General features: G+C 55.6%; 16 protein-coding genes and 1 pseudogene. 8 read left to right on the plus strand and 9 right to left on the minus strand.

Annotated features, from left to right (window positions below; all coding sequences use genetic code 11):
- Window positions 1-27 precede the first annotated feature (27 nt).
- The 4 genes and pseudogenes from BFV64_RS10830 to BFV64_RS10845 all read right to left on the minus strand — a co-directional run bounded on the left by BFV64_RS10830 (window position 28) and on the right by BFV64_RS10845 (window position 5,895).
- Window positions 28-3,110: pseudogene (locus tag BFV64_RS10830) on the minus strand (efflux RND transporter permease subunit).
- A complete protein-coding gene (locus tag BFV64_RS10835) occupies window positions 3,107-4,216 on the minus strand; it encodes an efflux RND transporter periplasmic adaptor subunit (protein ID WP_045282068.1) in 1,110 nt (369 codons plus the stop codon). The pseudogene BFV64_RS10830 and the gene BFV64_RS10835 overlap by 4 nt, the downstream one beginning before the upstream one ends.
- A 75-nt stretch (window positions 4,217-4,291) precedes the next feature.
- Window positions 4,292-4,906 (minus strand): TetR/AcrR family transcriptional regulator, encoded by a 615-nt coding sequence (locus tag BFV64_RS10840; protein WP_014883733.1) that lies wholly within the window; start codon window positions 4,904-4,906, stop codon window positions 4,292-4,294.
- A gap of 194 nt (window positions 4,907-5,100) precedes the next feature.
- Complete coding sequence (locus BFV64_RS10845; protein ID WP_069602058.1) at window positions 5,101-5,895, minus strand: SDR family NAD(P)-dependent oxidoreductase; 795 nt, start codon at window positions 5,893-5,895, stop codon at window positions 5,101-5,103.
- Window positions 5,896-5,991: 96 nt separating this feature from the next.
- Between BFV64_RS10845 and BFV64_RS10850 the strand changes: the two genes are divergently transcribed.
- Window positions 5,992-6,360 carry a MerR family transcriptional regulator gene (locus tag BFV64_RS10850; protein ID WP_045135148.1) on the plus strand — a complete coding sequence of 123 codons (369 nt, stop codon included), beginning with the start codon at window positions 5,992-5,994 and terminating at the stop codon, window positions 6,358-6,360.
- Window positions 6,361-6,382: 22 nt separating this feature from the next.
- Here BFV64_RS10850 and BFV64_RS10855 read toward each other — a convergent pair whose 3' ends face one another.
- A complete protein-coding gene (locus tag BFV64_RS10855) occupies window positions 6,383-7,294 on the minus strand; it encodes a LysR family transcriptional regulator (RefSeq protein WP_045135149.1) in 912 nt (303 codons plus the stop codon).
- Window positions 7,295-7,393: 99 nt separating this feature from the next.
- Here BFV64_RS10855 and BFV64_RS10860 point away from each other — a divergent pair, with 99 nt between their 5' ends.
- Window positions 7,394-8,497 carry an alkene reductase gene (locus tag BFV64_RS10860; RefSeq protein WP_069602059.1) on the plus strand — a complete coding sequence of 368 codons (1,104 nt, stop codon included), beginning with the start codon at window positions 7,394-7,396 and terminating at the stop codon, window positions 8,495-8,497.
- A 20-nt stretch (window positions 8,498-8,517) separates the two neighbouring features.
- Window positions 8,518-9,057: an ester cyclase gene (locus tag BFV64_RS10865; RefSeq protein ID WP_069602477.1), complete on the plus strand. Its 540-nt coding sequence runs from the start codon at window positions 8,518-8,520 to the stop codon at window positions 9,055-9,057.
- A gap of 40 nt (window positions 9,058-9,097) precedes the next feature.
- Here the strand turns inward: BFV64_RS10865 and BFV64_RS10870 are convergent, their stop codons facing one another.
- Complete coding sequence (locus tag BFV64_RS10870) at window positions 9,098-9,565, minus strand: nuclear transport factor 2 family protein (RefSeq protein ID WP_014883739.1); 468 nt, start codon at window positions 9,563-9,565, stop codon at window positions 9,098-9,100.
- Between the two features lie 104 nt (window positions 9,566-9,669).
- Here BFV64_RS10870 and BFV64_RS10875 point away from each other — a divergent pair, with 104 nt between their 5' ends.
- The gene (locus tag BFV64_RS10875) at window positions 9,670-10,248 is read left to right on the plus strand and encodes a TetR/AcrR family transcriptional regulator (protein WP_069602060.1); all 579 of its coding nucleotides are present in this window, start codon (window positions 9,670-9,672) and stop codon (window positions 10,246-10,248) included.
- Window positions 10,249-10,263: 15 nt separating this feature from the next.
- On the opposite strand, the gene BFV64_RS25350 is transcribed toward BFV64_RS10875, so the two are convergent.
- A complete protein-coding gene (locus tag BFV64_RS25350; protein ID WP_137984536.1) occupies window positions 10,264-10,416 on the minus strand; it encodes a phosphoglycerate mutase in 153 nt (50 codons plus the stop codon).
- 125 nt (window positions 10,417-10,541) lie between these two features.
- Between BFV64_RS25350 and BFV64_RS10885 the strand changes: the two genes are divergently transcribed.
- Window positions 10,542-10,943, plus strand: a complete 402-nt coding sequence (locus BFV64_RS10885; protein WP_069602061.1) for a VOC family protein — start codon at window positions 10,542-10,544, stop codon at window positions 10,941-10,943.
- 18 nt (window positions 10,944-10,961) lie between these two features.
- Here BFV64_RS10885 and BFV64_RS10890 read toward each other — a convergent pair whose 3' ends face one another.
- The gene (locus BFV64_RS10890; RefSeq protein ID WP_069602062.1) at window positions 10,962-11,720 is read right to left on the minus strand and encodes a hypothetical protein; all 759 of its coding nucleotides are present in this window, start codon (window positions 11,718-11,720) and stop codon (window positions 10,962-10,964) included.
- Window position 11,721: 1 nt separating this feature from the next.
- Window positions 11,722-11,919, minus strand: a complete 198-nt coding sequence (locus tag BFV64_RS10895; RefSeq protein ID WP_069602063.1) for a hypothetical protein — start codon at window positions 11,917-11,919, stop codon at window positions 11,722-11,724.
- A 259-nt stretch (window positions 11,920-12,178) separates the two neighbouring features.
- Here BFV64_RS10895 and BFV64_RS10900 point away from each other — a divergent pair, with 259 nt between their 5' ends.
- Genes BFV64_RS10900 through BFV64_RS10910 form a run of 3 tightly spaced genes read left to right on the plus strand, consistent with a single transcriptional unit; the run spans window position 12,179 to window position 14,585 of the window.
- Window positions 12,179-12,613 (plus strand): nuclear transport factor 2 family protein, encoded by a 435-nt coding sequence (locus BFV64_RS10900; protein WP_014883743.1) that lies wholly within the window; start codon window positions 12,179-12,181, stop codon window positions 12,611-12,613.
- On the plus strand, window positions 12,610-13,329 hold the full coding sequence (locus tag BFV64_RS10905; protein WP_069602064.1) for an SDR family NAD(P)-dependent oxidoreductase: 720 nt from the start codon (window positions 12,610-12,612) through the stop codon (window positions 13,327-13,329). Before BFV64_RS10900 ends, BFV64_RS10905 begins: the two co-directional genes overlap by 4 nt.
- On the plus strand, window positions 13,326-14,585 hold the full coding sequence (locus BFV64_RS10910; RefSeq protein WP_063161529.1) for an NAD(P)/FAD-dependent oxidoreductase: 1,260 nt from the start codon (window positions 13,326-13,328) through the stop codon (window positions 14,583-14,585). Before BFV64_RS10905 ends, BFV64_RS10910 begins: the two co-directional genes overlap by 4 nt.

Here is a 14,585-nt window from a genome sequence, read left to right on the forward strand (position 1 = left end):
TCGGAACAGTTATCTACTTAGGGTAGTTTACACGTTTTCTGCCGGGGACTGCACGCGCTGTTCCGCAGGGCGGATCCGGAACCAGATCGCATACATCGCAGGCAGGAACACCAGCGTAATGGCCGTACCGCCTAAGGTTCCGCCAATCAACGTGTAAGCCAGGGTTCCCCAGAATACCGAATGCGTCAGAGGAATAAACGCCAGCACGGCGGCAAGTGCCGTCAGCAGTACGGGCCGGGCTCGCTGAACCGTCGCCTCGACCACCGCGTGGAACGGATCGAGACCGTCCTTCTGGTTATGATCGATTTGCCCAATCAGGATCAGCGTATTGCGCATAAGAATGCCTGAAAGGGCGATCAACCCCACCAGCGCGTTGATGCCAAACGGCTGATTGAAAATCAACAGGGTCGGCACCACGCCAATCAGCCCCAGCGGCGCGGTAAGGAACACCATCACCATCGCCGAGAGCGAACGCACCTGCAGAATGATGATCAGCAGCGTCAGCGCAATCATGATCGGGAACAGCGGAATCATTGCCTGCGTGGCTTTGCCCGATTCCTCAATCGAACCGGCCATCTCAATGCGGTATCCGGCCGGTAGCGTATCTATAATCGGCTGGAGCTGTTTCATGATGGCGACCGATACATCCGGTGGCTGAAGATTGTCGGCGATATCACCCCGCACGGTAATGGTCGGAGTGCGGTCGCGGCGGCGCAAAATCGGGTCTTCCATACCGATCTCAATCTTGCCAATTTGAGACAGCGGAACGCGCTGCCCCGCATTGCCGACGAGGGTAAAACCCTCAATTTTTGCCGGGTCGAGACGGATATCCCCCGCGGCGCGCCCCATGACCTCTACCGAGCGAATATCTTCCCGCACGGCAGTAATTGGCACGCCTGAGAGCAAGAACTGAAGCTGCTCAGCCACGGCACTGGACGTTAATCCGGTGGCCTGCAGACGGTTTTGATCGAGGGTGAAATGCAATACCGGAACGCGTGATCCCCAGTCGGTATTGACGGTACGCATCATCGGGCTTGCCTGTAGCACGCCTTTCACCTTGTCTGCGATATCGCGTAAGGTACCGACATCCGGCCCGGAAACGCGCCAGGCAACCGGGAAGGGCGAGTACGGGCCAAAGACCAGCTGCGTCACCCGCACGCGGGCGCCAGGCCGCTGGCGACAGCCTCCCTGAGCCTGAACTTGAGCGCTTCGCGTGACGTCTCGCTGTCCGTCAGGATCACGATTTTTGCAAAAGACGGGTCAGGTAATTCGGGGGCCATCGCCAGGTAAAAGCGGGGCGATCCCTGGCCAATATAGGCCGTCACGATGTTGGCCTCAGGCTGCTGGCTCAACCATGCTTCTATTTTTGCGGTTGCGGCACGGGTCTGTTCGATTGAGGTGCCATAGGGCATCTGCACTTCAACCAGCACTTCTGGGCGATCGGATGTCGGGAAAAATTGTTTTTTTACCAGTCCCATGCCGAATATGGCGAGGATGAAAATAGCGACCACGGCACCGGCCACCCGCCATTTTCCGGCGATAACGCGGCTCAGCATCCGGCGAAAATGGTTATAACGCGGCGTGTCATAGATGGCGGCATGGCCTCCTTCCACTTTGGGAATGGCCGGGAGGATCTTCACCCCAAGATAGGGGGTAAACACCACGGCGACAAACCACGATGCAATCAGGGCGAGGCCGACAATCCAGAACATATTGCTGGTGTATTCACCGGCGGTTGACTGGGCAAAACCGTTTGGCATAAAGCCAATTGCCGTCACCAGCGTACCCGCCAGCATTGGCGCGGCGGTATGGCTCCAGGCGTAGGCGGAGGCTTTGACCCGGTCGTAACCTTCCTCCATTTTGACCACCATCATTTCGATGGCGATAATGGCATCATCAACCAGTAAGCCGAGGGCAAGGATCAGGGAGCCCAGCGTGACGCGGTCAAAGTTTATCCCCGCGGCTTCCATCACCACGAAGACCACCGCCAGCGTCAACGGTACCGCCGCTGCAACCACCACCCCCACGCGCCAGCCCATGCTGACAAAACAGACCACCATGACCACCAGCAGGGCGACGAAGAATTTGATCATAAACTCATCCACCGCCGAGCTGATGTTCACTGACTGGTCGGTGACTTTGCTCAGGGTCATGCCCAGCGGCAGACTCGCGTTTATTTTTGCCGTTTCGGCATCCAGCGCTTTACCCAGCGCCAGACCATTCCAGCCCTCACGCATGACGATACCCAGCAGAAGGGCGGGTTCATGCTGGTTACGTATCAGCATCGTAGGGGGATCTTCATAGCCCCGTTCAACCGTCGCTACATCGGACAGCCTGAGCGTTTTGCCCTGAGCCACAACGGGTGTATCGCGGATCTTCTGCAACTCATCAAACGCGCCGTCGAGGCGGATAAACATCTGGGCGCCCCGGGTCTCAATAGAGCCCGCTGCTTTTAACGCGTTCTGATTGTTAAGGGCGTTGAAAATATCCTGCGGCGAAAGACCCAACGTAGCCAGTCGGTCATGAGAGAAAGCGATGTATATCCGCTCCGCCTGTTCGCCGATAATGTTCACTTTCTTCACGCCGGGTACGTGCAAAAGTTGCTGGCGCATGGCTTCGGCATCACGTACCAGCTGCCGCTGGGGTTCACCTTTCGCTTTCAGGGCAAAAAGGGCAAAGGTGACATCGGCAAATTCGTCATTGATCATCGGGCCGATCGTCCCGGCAGGGAGGTTCAGGGATTCGTCTCCCAGCTTTTTCCGCGCCTGATAGAACGCCTCCTGCACCTCTGCGGGGGGTGTTTTGTCTTGCAACGATAAGGTGATAAACGCCATGCCGGGGCGGGTATAGGTTTCCGTCCGGTCATACCATTTGAGCTCCTGCAGGCGTTTTTCCAGCGGTTCGGCGACCTGATCCTGCATCTCCTGCGCGGTTGCGCCGGGCCAGACGGATATCACCGTCATTTGCTTCACCGTAAAAGGGGGATCTTCCGCGCGGCCAAGCCCAAAAAAGGCGTAGATACCGGCAATCGTCACAAGGACGATCAGAAACAGGGTGATGGAGCGCTCGCGCACGGCAAGCGCTGACAGGTTGAAGCGACTTCCGCTCATGGCGTGTTCTCCGCCAGCGCGGCATTGCGTTGTTCTGCAAGCCTGACGATTTCACCCTCGTGCAAAAGGTGTGCGCCCAGCGCCACAATCTTCTCGCCTGGCTTCACGCTGCCCGTGACCTGCGCGGCATCTTCACCCACGCTCAGCACCTTCACCGGCGTCCAGGTAACCTTTGCCGGCCTGGCGGAAATGCGCCAGACACCGGGGCCTTTGCCAGCATCGTAGAGTGAGGCGAGCGGAACCTGCATGACCTGACGTTCCGCTTTTGGGTCCTGAACGTTCAGCGTGACGGTTGCCCCCAGCGGCGCGTTTGCCAGGTCACCATTCAGCACGTAGCGGGCTTCATAGGTGCGGGTTGTGGCATCGGCTGAATCAGACAGCAGGCGCAGCGTTGCGCTGACCGGGTGTTTTTCATTGCCATAAAGTGTGGCCAGTGCAGGGCTGCCAACGGCAGGGCGCAAGGTCTCCGGGAACTGCACGAGCGCTTCACGTTGTCCCGCCCTGGCGAGTCGGATCACCACTTGCCCGGCACTCACCACCTGACCCGGCTCGGCGAGGGTTTCCATCACTACCCCGTCTGAATCCGCCAGCAGTACGGCATAGCCCGTTGCGTTTTGCGCCACGTTGGCCTGCGCCCGGGCTGCGCTGAGTTCCGCTCTGGCGGAATCGGCGGCGGCTTTGATCTGATCATACTCCGAGGCGGACACGGCGCCGGACGCCACAAGACCGCGATAACGCGCCTCATCGCTGGACGCTTTTCTCGCACGCGCCTGGGCAGCATCCACCGTGCGCTGCTGTGCCTGGGCCTGTAATTTCAGGTCAACCGGATCGAGGCGCAGTAACGGCTGACCCTGTCTGACGGTTTGCCCGGTATCGACGAGTCGCTCAAGGATTTTCCCCTGAACCCTGAAACCCAAATCACTTTGCGTTCTCGCCACCACCACGCCGGTAAAGGCGTGCGCAGTATTGTTCGCAAGCTCGATGGCGGCGGATCTGACAAGCGGTGGCTTTGTGCGCGGATCGTCACTCGCGGAATTATCGCCGCACGCCATGAGGACAAACGGCAGAAGGCTAACGGCAAGGCGGGCTGTATTGAGCCTGAGCATGGGAAACCCTTATAGAAGTAACAGGACAGTTTCCGCATTCTCAGACTAGTGACCAATAAAGTCAATGGTCACTAATCAGGGGGCCAGGCTTCTTAATACCAGCGAAGAGAGAAGCACCGCCGCAGTGGGGGCCGTTTCGAGGTTATATTGCAGCTGTATGGGATTGATATAAGGGCACATCACCATGTGGATAGCCTGCGTGACCTCATCAAGCGGCGTTTTTCTTTCGAATTCACCCGCCTGCCTGCCTTCAATAATGATGCTCTCAATCAGCTTCATCAGGCCGTCTGTATACCTTTCAGTAGACGGCCATTTGTCCCGTGCGGCGACGGCGGCAATGTCGTAAAGCTTCCGATCGTGGAAAAACAGCTCGCTTCCGGCCTCGGTAAGCGCTTTAAACAGACGGCGTAATTTTTCGCTGGCTGACGGCGCATCCTCGATGGCAGAAAGCACCGCCGCCATGATCAGCTCCAGGCGGTTAGCGCAGATCACTTCGCCAATAGCCTGTTTGGAATCGAAAAACTTATAAATGTAGGACTTAGAGAAACCGATGGATTTCGCGAGTTCGGCGACGGTGGTTTTTTCATAGCCGTAATGCCCGAAGTGCTCAAAAGCCGCTTCGACGATTTGCTCTCTGACAGAATGGTCAAGTGGACCACGTATTGATGGGGCGTTCATATTTTTAGTCATTATTTAAGCTTAGCGTGACAGGCCAGGATTGACAACGAGTGACCATTTCGTCATTGGGTTACTGTTGTTTCCTCATGCGTTCAAACGGGAAGACCCACCCGGTGGGGTAAGTGTATCACTGTTTTTCGCGCATTAAGGCATCTATCTGTCAGCGTTTCAGGGCAATCCTTTGCACTGAAACGACACGGTTTTGCTTAAGTCGATCGTGGACGCAGTACTTTTTCAGCGATGAGTAACAGACGCTTACGCGTGACAAACCGGTATAACTGCCCCAGAAGCCAGTTACCGCATCCGGTGATCAGGTAGTTACGGTTGGTATCGACCGCCTTCAACGCCAGCGTAACCACCTTATCCGCTGGCATCCTTTTACCCACCGAGGCTTCTTCCGCATTCACCACATCAAAAAAAGCCGTATCCGTTGCCCCCGGGCAAAGCGCCAACACGCGAATGCCCTTTGCACGGTACTCTCCCCAAAGCGCATTTGAAAAGGAGAGCAGGAAGGCTTTGGTCGCGCCATAAATGGCCATATAGGGATCCGGTTGCATCGCGGCCGTTGAGGCCACATTAATTACCACTCCTGCGCCTTTGCGGAGCATTTCCGGTAGCAAAGCGTGAGTCAGTGCCACGGGGGCCACGCAGTTCACATATATCTCATCACGTTGCCTGTCGATCGACAGCGCTTCGAAGGGGCCATAGGTGGCGAACCCGGCGCAATTAATCAGAATGTCGGGGAAGCGCCTCAGGAGGCCCAGCCGTTCCGCGATGCGGGGAACGGCATCTGATTCCACTAAGTCCTGCACGATAATAGTGATTGATACGCCATGCTTTTTGGCCAGCTCTGCGGCAAGCGCCTGTAGCTTTGGCTCCGAGCGGGCAACCAGGATCAACGACACGCCGCGGGCAGCGAGTTGCCTGGCGAAATCACGACCTATTCCCGACGATGCCCCGGTAATCAACGCTATTTTTCCTGAATAATCAAAAATATTCATACCTCAAATCCCGTTTCCCTGATATGTGTATCACAGGATAAACCGTGCACTTAAGTACACGGTCAAGCGTGATTTTGAAAAGGGGAGGACGACGCGATGCGCATTGGCGAACTGTGTGTGAAAACGGGCTTATCGAAGGAGACGGTCCGTTACTACGAAAGGCAAGGGTTGCTGGAGAAAATCCCGCAACCGAATCGCAGCAACAACTACAAAGTCTACTCCGCCGTCGATTTACAGCGTTTGAAAATGATCAAGCATGCCAAAATGCTGGGCTTTACCCTGGCCGAAATTTCGGATGTTTTAGCTGTCTGGGTCGACGATAAATTTACCGCTGAGCAAAAACAAAGCGCGCTGCGCCGCAAGTTGCAACAGCTGGAAGAGAAGGAAGCCGCATTAACTGAACTCAGATCCAGGCTGGTCAACGCCCTGGATAAGGTGGGTCAGCCTTGTGTCGATGAATTTTAAGCGGGTCTAATCAACATTCACGCTACCGTTTTTTTAGCCAGTCGAGAAAAAACTGGCTAAAGGCCGTGACCTGAAGCGGCTGCAGTTTACGCTGCGGGTAAACAAACTGTAGCCCGACATCTTTGCGGTCGTATCGGCTAAAACCGGTAAAACTGTCAGCAAACAGGACGGTGAGTCTTCCGGCCTCAACATCGTCCTTCACATCCCACCAGGATTTCCCCGCAATGCCAGCGCCGCTGAGCGCCCACTGACGAAGCAATGCCCCGTCGTCGCACACCATGGCTGGCTCTACGCGAACGACACTTTCCTCGCCATCTTTTTCAAAGCGCCATTCGTTCATCACCACGCCCTGAGACTCAAGTGCCAGGCACCGGTGATGGGCTAACTCCGCAAATGTGGCGGGGACGCCGCGGTTGCTAAGATACGCCGCAGAGGCCACCAGCACCCGATGATTTGGGCGGATGTTTCTGACGACCAGGCTGCTGTCCGGCAGGTTACCGAAACGCACGCTCATATCCAGCCGGTTAGCGACCAGATCTTCAACATGTTCTCTTAACGCGATGAAAAATTTCACGTCAGGATGGCGTCGGGAAAATTCCACCACGGCGGGGCTAAGATACTGTCTGCCAAAATCCGAGGGGGCAGAAAGGCGAATATTGCCACTGAGGACGCCCTCTTTTTGCGTCAGGAGCGACTCGGCATGGCGCATCTCTTCCAGCACGCGCAGCGCGGCATGATAAAACTCTTCTCCGGCACGGGTCAGCGTGATGGATCGCGTTGAACGGTGAAACAGGCGAGTCTGGTAACGTTCTTCAATCGCCTTCAGTCTGGCCGTCATGGTCGCAGGAGAGAGCGACAGCCGTCGTCCGGCGGCGGAAAGTCCCCTGGCCTCGGCCACTTCAACCAGCAATGCCATATCTTCAAGCTTGCCCATTATTCATATTTTCCGAAAAGTGCATCAGTTTTCAGTGTAATTATCAAAATGAAATACCGCCTGTAAAGTGATTTCATCCAAACCATAAGGGATGAAAACATGAACCGTTCCTCACTTTTTGACCGTTACCGGTTGGGTCAGCAGGACCTGAAAAACCGTATCGTTATGGCGCCAATGACCCGCGCGCGTTCCCTTCAGCCAGGCAATATTCCCTCGTCGCTGATGGCGGAATACTACCGGCAGCGGGCCAGCGCGGGTTTAATCATCACCGAAGCCACCCAGATCTCCCCGCAGGGCCAGGGATACTCCTGGACTCCCGGCATCCATTCGCCGGAGCAGGTTTCAGGATGGCAACTCACGACGGGGGCCGTGCATCAGGCGGGCGGGGTGATTTTTTCTCAGCTCTGGCACGTCGGGCGAATGTCGCACGCCAGTTTTCATCAGGATGGTCTGCCCGTGGCCCCGTCAGCGCTGGCACCGGACGCGAAAGTGTGGGTGGTGAACGAAAAGGGCGAAGGCCAAATGGTTGACTGCCCGCAGCCAAGAACGCTGACGCGCAAAGACATTCACGGCATCATCGCGGACTATCGCCAGGCGGCACTGAATGCCGTCCAGGCCGGCTTTGATGGCGTGGAAGTTCACGGCGGAAACGGCTATTTGATTGACCAGTTCCTGCGTCAAACCTCCAATAAACGCACGGACGAGTATGGTGGCACGCTTGCTAACCGGATCCGCTTTGCCCAGGAGGTCTTGTACGCGATTGCGGAGGCCATTGGGCCCGAGCGTACGGGCATCCGCCTTTCGCCGTTTATTACCCAGCGGGGGATGAATGACCCGCAGGTGATCGACGCCATCCTCGCTCTAGCGGCCTGGTGCGAACAACACGGGATAGCATTCATCCACCTGGCGGAAGCCGACTGGGACGACGCGCCGCAGGTACCCAACACTTTCCGTCAATCCCTGCGCGAGACGTTTAGCGGAACGCTTATCGTCGCGGGCAACTATGACCTTAACAAAGCCGAACAAATACTTACGGCTGGCTATGCCGATTTGATTGCCTTCGGACGGCCATTTATTGCCAACCCGGATTTACCCCACCGGCTGGCGCACAAGTTGCCGCTGGCCCAGGTGCGCGATCCCGCCACGCTGTTTGGTGGCAGTGCGACGGGATATACCGATTATCCCACCTTGCCGTTATCCTGATAAATGATTGAGAGAAAATGATGAACTATTCAACCTCTTTTCGTTCTGTTTTATTGCCGCTTATTATTATCGGTCTGTCGGGCGCCGCTTATTCGGCGCAGGAGGAGTGGGTGAAACCACAGCAGCTGATTGTCGATAAAAGCCTGCCGCAGGCGCAATTAGCCGCGAATGAGGCTGCAGCCAGAAAATATGCAACGTTCTGGAATACGGGGACGCCGTCTCTGGCGCGTAAAGCGCTTGCGGTTAACTTTATTGATAAAACGCCGCCGGAAGGGCGTAAACAGGGACCCGAGGGCGCTATTTTAGCCTCCCGGGCATTTCGTACTGCCGTACCTGATTTACGCTGTGACGTTGAGCAGATGATTATTTCCGGTAATCGTGTGGTCTCCCATTTACATTTTCACGGCACGTTTACCGGAACATTCGGCGAGCTGAAAGGAAAGGGGCAGAAAATAGATTTTATCGCCACGGATATCTATGAAATTAATGACGGTAAAATTGTGGCTAACTGGCATATTGAGGACAACCTGACGCTGATGAAACAGCTGGGCGCACTGTAAATTCATCACTCCGGGGGTGCCCCGGAGTGATGCGAAAATCCTATAACCCCAGATCGCTCAGCGAGGGGTGATCGTCCGGGCGTCTGCCCTGCGGCCAGTGGAACAGTCGCTCAGATTCTTTTATTGGCATATCGTTCACGCAGGCAAAACGACGCTTCATCAACCCGTCCGCTTCAAACTCCCAGTTTTCATTGCCGTAGGAACGGTACCAGTTGCCGGAATCATCATGCCATTCATAAGCATAGCGCACCGCGATCCGGTTATCCGTAAATGCCCAGAGCTCCTTAATCAGGCGGTAACCCAGCTCTTTTTTCCACTTCCGTTCCAGAAACGCCTGCGCTTCTTCACGGTTGGTGGCGAATTCTGCGCGGTTGCGCCATTGGGTATCCAGCGAATAGGCCAGCGCGACTTTTGCCGGGTCGCGACTGTTCCAGCCGTCTTCGGCGAGTCTGACTTTTTCGATGGCGCTTTCACGGGTGAAGGGCGGTAAAGGAGGGCGTGTATTCATGGCGATTACCTCAGTGTGATATTATGTAGACAGATCTGTCTACTTGCGTTAATCTATGCCTGAAAAATAACGTTGTCAACATCCCTTTTTGAGGCTGCCGAAAAATGAAAACAGAACCCGCAAGCAACGAGACAAAAATCAGCGTCAGGGATAAAATATTACGTACCGCTCACGATCTCTTTTATTCCACGGGCTTCAAGGCAACGGGCGTGGATACGTTGATTAAAGAGGCGAAAGTGACCAAGGTAACTTTCTATCGCCACTTTCCGAGTAAAAGTTTATTGATTCTCGCCTATTTGCACTATCGACATGAAATATGGATGAACTGGTTTGAGGCCTCATTGCGGCGTAATCTCAACGCCGGTCAGGCATCGTCAGATGCATTATCTGCCACGCTTTACGAATGGTTCGTTTCACCCGAGTTTCACGGCTGCGCGTTTATTAACGCCAGTGGAGAGGCGAAGTCTGAAGATATTGAAAGTGAAATAAAGGCGATATGCCGTGACCATAAACTCGAAACAAAGAAAATGATTACGTCGCTGACGAAGGTCACTGATGAGCGCGTGATCAACGAAATCATGTTGCTTATTGACGGCGCCATTATTCATGCGCAAATGGGCGTGGAGACGGATGCTGTCCTCCACTCGTTATCACGCGGTCTGGAACAGTTAATGGAAAAATAAGCTTTTCCGGGGGGCTTAACGGCTGTAAACACCCGCACCCCAGTAACCGGTACGGGGGCGGGTCTGTTCTTTCCAGCCAGATGCGAGCAGTTCTTTCGCAATATACCGGTTGATAATTCCGTGTCCCATCAGCAGGACGGGTCCGTCGGTATCCTTCGCTGCCTTCACCAGGATCCCCGGCGCCTTAGCGGCACGGTTTTTTGCGACGCTAACCGATCTATAAAATATTTTTATGCGCGCGTATTCTGTGGGAATGCGCTGGGCATAACCATTCAGGGTAAAGGAAACGGAAAATGAGAACACAGAAGCGATGTCTTGGGTGCGTGGCTATTGTGGTTGATGACTACGATCGTGCAATTGAATACTACACCGACAAGCTGGGGTTTACCCTTGTCGAGGACACGCCGCAGCAGGATAAACGCTGGGTTGTCGTCACGCCAAATCCGGAAAGCGACTGCAATATTCTGCTGGCACAAGCTTCTAATGAGAGGCAGGAAGCCTTTATCGGCAATCAATGCGGTGGCCGGGTTTTCCTGTTCCTTCAGACAGATGATTTTTGGCGCGATTACCATGCCATGAAAGAAAAAGGCGTTCATTTCTGTGAAGTACCTCGTGAGGAAGAGTACGGTACGGTGGTGGTGTTTGAAGATCTCTACGGCAACCGCTGGGACCTCTTTCAAAAGGCCCAGGGCTGAATCGCACCAGAATATTGGTCACTCCCGCTGCGCCAGAGACAGCGCGCTGGCGCTGGCGGGATCGAACAGTGACAGGCTCTCTATCTGATTGAGTAAAATCACCTTTCGGAATGACATAGCGCTGCGGGGTTCGGAGTCGAGCGTAATGTCATGCTCCGCATACCACTTGCTGTAATTATTCTCGATGCGCAAATTCATTGTCTTCTCGTCTCTGTACCCGCTTAACATCGGTATCAGCACAATATTGGCCATGTTTTCGTATTCCAGCGTCGCGGTGTGGATCATGCCGATATATATCCGCCGCGACCGAAGCGTCACCTGCGCCAGCTCGCCTTGCTCCATACACTGATAGAGCAGTTGTTCAATACCGCTCGACTGGGCAAGCCGTTTGTAGAGCTTTTTCCGGCTTTCACCGTCCAGCCTGGCGCTGCCTGCCCAGTTGGAGCGATAGAGGCAAAACAGGATGGCAAACGCCAGCATCACGACCACTGGCGCCTGAATGCCTAAAAAACTCCAGTTCATAAAGTCGATTTGCCAGTCGGTATATTTCGGTGAGGCAAAGTGAAAGGCGTTATTGGCGGCAGAAAGGGCGAGAAGCAGGAGCCAAAGCAGTCCCGTGGCAACCACGCCCTGCAGCACGAAAATACAGCCATAAAGCGCAACAAGGAAATAGACGTCCCAGCCGAAAGAGCGCTTGATTTTAAAGCGCGTCGACAGATCGCGACTGGTGTACCAGTACCCGCATACCATCAGCACCATAAATATCGCCGTTCCCATATCAGGCCCTCTTCAGCGCGTTGACGTGACGCAGAAAATCCTGCCGTACCTCATTGCTTTTGTAGTTCACCGATGCATTCCCGTCCTGGTCGATGATGATGCGGTCACCATCCTCCACGGCTTCGATGATCTCCTGCTGACTCATCACCTGCAGCAAGGATTCAGGGCTTGAGAAAAGCGAGAAAAAGAAACGTCTCATGTCAGATATCCTTATGAATTTAAAAGAATAAGCCTGGATGAAGTTTGAGGGATTTGCCTTAAGGTTAAACTGAAAAAACAAAGCCGGGTGGCGGCTACGCCTTACCCGGCCTACAAAAGACAGTTTTTGGTCTGACATTAACTTATTGATACATTTCAAATATTAAAAATAGATATTCACAAACTTGGACAAATAACGTTAATTGTGTAAGTTTTAATTATGCGATTACGCCACGTTGTTTACAGCCAGGATGTGACCCATGAGCACTTTGCCCTCTGTCGTGAGTCGGTTTGTTGAGTACTACAGCGCACTGGATAGCCAGCCGCCCTCCGCACTGGTCGGGCTTTATCATTCGGATGCCACGCTAATCGATCCGTTCGGCGAGCACGACGGTATCTTTGCGCTTCAGCGCTATTTCACCCATCTGCTGGCGAATGTCGAAAACTGCCGTTTTACCATCGATCCACCGCTGTGCAGTGAAAACCGCTTTGTTGTGACCTGGGTGATGCACTGGTCGCACCCGCGCATCGCCGGAGGGGACCCGCTCGAACTGCCGGGCTGTTCGGTGGTGGACACGGAAAAGGGGCTTATCACGCGTCAGCGTGACTACTACGATGCGGGAGAGATGATCTACGAACATCTTCCGCTGCTGGGCTGGGCGGTACGCGGCGTCAAGCGGAGGGTGAAATCATGAAAACGGTACTGATCACCGGCGCAAGCTCGGGTATTGGCGCCGGGCTGGCGACCTCCTTCGCTGCGGAGGGGTACCACGTGATTGCCTGTGGGCGGGATCCTGCGCGCCTTGAAGCCTTGCATCAGACCTGCCCCAATCTCACAGTTCGCCTGTTCGATATGACAGACAGGGACGCCTGTCGCCAGGCGCTGAGCGGCGTTTACGCCGATCTGGTTATTCTCTGCGCCGGTACCTGCGAGTACCTCGATCGGGGCGTAGTGGACGCGTCGCTGGTGGAGCGGGTTATGAACACCAATTTCCTCGGCCCGGTGAACTGTCTTGCCGCGTTGCAGCCGCAGCTGGTTGCCGGCAACCGCGTGGTGCTGGTGAGTTCGATGGCCCACTGGCTTCCGTTCCCGCGGGCAGAAGCCTACGGCGCGTCTAAAGCCGCGCTGAGCTGGTTTGCGGACAGTCTGCGCCTGGACTGGGAGCCCAAAGGGATTGCCGTCACGGTGATCTCCCCAGGCTTTGTCGATACCCCCCTGACGCGCAAAAACGATTTCGCCATGCCGGGCAGGGTGAGCGTTGACGAGGCGGTCAAGGCGATCCGTTCCGGACTGGTGAAAGGGAAAATGCACATCGCGTTTCCCACCCGGTTCGGCTTCATTTTGCGGCTGCTCTCCAGGCTACCCGCGTTTTTGCAGCGCACACTGCTGCGCAGGATGGTACGTTCATGAAGATTGCGATTATCGGCAGCGGAATTGCCGGGCTGACCTGCGCCTGGCGGCTGGCCGGTCACCATCAGGTGACCCTGTTTGAAGCGGGCGCCACGCCTGGCGGCCATACCGCAACGGTAGATGTCTCGACGCCACAGGGCACCTGGGCGATTGATACCGGCTTTATCGTCTACAACGACCGGACCTATCCGCGCTTTATGGGCCTGCTCAGCGAGCTCGGCATCAGCGGGCAAAAAACGCAGATGAGCTTTTCGGTGCACAACCCCCAGACGGGGCTGGAGTACAACGGACACACCCTGACATCGCTGTTTGCCCAGCGCCGAAATCTGGTGAATCCGGCATTCTGGCGTCTGCTCGGAGAGATCGTCCGCTTTAATCGGCTGGCAAAACAGGCGCTGGAAGGGGACGTGGATCCGCATGCCACGCTGGAGACGTTTCTTCAACAGCATGGCTTCACGCCGTTTTTTGCGCGCCACTACATTCTGCCGATGGGCGCCGCCATCTGGTCGTCGTCGTTGCAGGAGATGAAGCGTTTCCCGCTGCCGCTCTTCCTGCGCTTTTTTAATCATCATGGTCTGCTGGATATTACCCATCGTCCGCAGTGGTACGTGGTACCGGGCGGCTCGCGTGAGTACATCCGCGCAATGCTGGAAAAGCTGGGCGACCGCCTGACGTTACGCCTGAACGCGCCGGTGCAGCGTGTCAGCCGCCACAAAGACGGGGTCACGCTTCAGCTCGAAAACGCCAGCCATACCTTCGATCAGGTGATTTTTGCCTGCCACTCCGCCGAGGCGCTGGCCATGCTTGAGGCGCCGACGCCAGCAGAGCGCGAGGTGCTGGGGGATATCGGCTGGCAGCGCAACGAGGTAATTTTGCACAGCGATCCGCGCTGGCTGCCGGTACGCAAGCGCGCGTGGGCCAGCTGGAACTACCGCCTGAGCGAGCATGAGCAGGCCAGCGCCTGCGTCACCTACAACATGAACATTCTGCAAGGGCTGCCAGAGGGGAGCCCGCTGTTCTGCGTCACCCTGAACCCGGAAACGCCGGTGGATGAACGCTTCGTGTTACAGCGCTTTGTTTATGAACATCCGCTGTTTAACCCGCAAAGCTGGCGTGCGCAGGCGCGTCGCGGTGAGATCAACGGTCACCAGCGAAGCTGGTTCTGCGGGGCTTACTGGTACAACGGTTTTCACGAGGATGGCGTGCGCAGCGCGCTGGACGTGGTCAACGCGATCGCGGCCGGAGAGGGGAACTAA

This window comes from Enterobacter kobei (genome assembly GCF_001729765.1).
GTDB lineage: Bacteria > Pseudomonadota > Gammaproteobacteria > Enterobacterales > Enterobacteriaceae > Enterobacter > Enterobacter kobei.

What these genes read in the sequence shown, in the direction of transcription:
- BFV64_RS10835 (WP_045282068.1), bottom strand. Translation starts at nt 4,216, where the DNA reads ATGCTCAGGCTCAATACAGCCCGCCTTGCCGTTAGCCTTCTGCCGTTT.
- BFV64_RS10840 (WP_014883733.1), bottom strand. Translation starts at nt 4,906, where the DNA reads ATGACTAAAAATATGAACGCCCCATCAATACGTGGTCCACTTGACCAT.
- BFV64_RS10845 (WP_069602058.1), bottom strand. Translation starts at nt 5,895, where the DNA reads ATGAATATTTTTGATTATTCAGGAAAAATAGCGTTGATTACCGGGGCA.
- BFV64_RS10850 (WP_045135148.1), top strand. Translation starts at nt 5,992, where the DNA reads ATGCGCATTGGCGAACTGTGTGTGAAAACGGGCTTATCGAAGGAGACG.
- BFV64_RS10855 (WP_045135149.1), bottom strand. Translation starts at nt 7,294, where the DNA reads ATGGGCAAGCTTGAAGATATGGCATTGCTGGTTGAAGTGGCCGAGGCC.
- BFV64_RS10860 (WP_069602059.1), top strand. Translation starts at nt 7,394, where the DNA reads ATGAACCGTTCCTCACTTTTTGACCGTTACCGGTTGGGTCAGCAGGAC.
- BFV64_RS10865 (WP_069602477.1), top strand. Translation starts at nt 8,518, where the DNA reads ATGAACTATTCAACCTCTTTTCGTTCTGTTTTATTGCCGCTTATTATT.
- BFV64_RS10870 (WP_014883739.1), bottom strand. Translation starts at nt 9,565, where the DNA reads ATGAATACACGCCCTCCTTTACCGCCCTTCACCCGTGAAAGCGCCATC.
- BFV64_RS10875 (WP_069602060.1), top strand. Translation starts at nt 9,670, where the DNA reads ATGAAAACAGAACCCGCAAGCAACGAGACAAAAATCAGCGTCAGGGAT.
- BFV64_RS10885 (WP_069602061.1), top strand. Translation starts at nt 10,542, where the DNA reads ATGAGAACACAGAAGCGATGTCTTGGGTGCGTGGCTATTGTGGTTGAT.
- BFV64_RS10890 (WP_069602062.1), bottom strand. Translation starts at nt 11,720, where the DNA reads ATGGGAACGGCGATATTTATGGTGCTGATGGTATGCGGGTACTGGTAC.
- BFV64_RS10895 (WP_069602063.1), bottom strand. Translation starts at nt 11,919, where the DNA reads ATGAGACGTTTCTTTTTCTCGCTTTTCTCAAGCCCTGAATCCTTGCTG.
- BFV64_RS10900 (WP_014883743.1), top strand. Translation starts at nt 12,179, where the DNA reads ATGAGCACTTTGCCCTCTGTCGTGAGTCGGTTTGTTGAGTACTACAGC.
- BFV64_RS10905 (WP_069602064.1), top strand. Translation starts at nt 12,610, where the DNA reads ATGAAAACGGTACTGATCACCGGCGCAAGCTCGGGTATTGGCGCCGGG.
- BFV64_RS10910 (WP_063161529.1), top strand. Translation starts at nt 13,326, where the DNA reads ATGAAGATTGCGATTATCGGCAGCGGAATTGCCGGGCTGACCTGCGCC.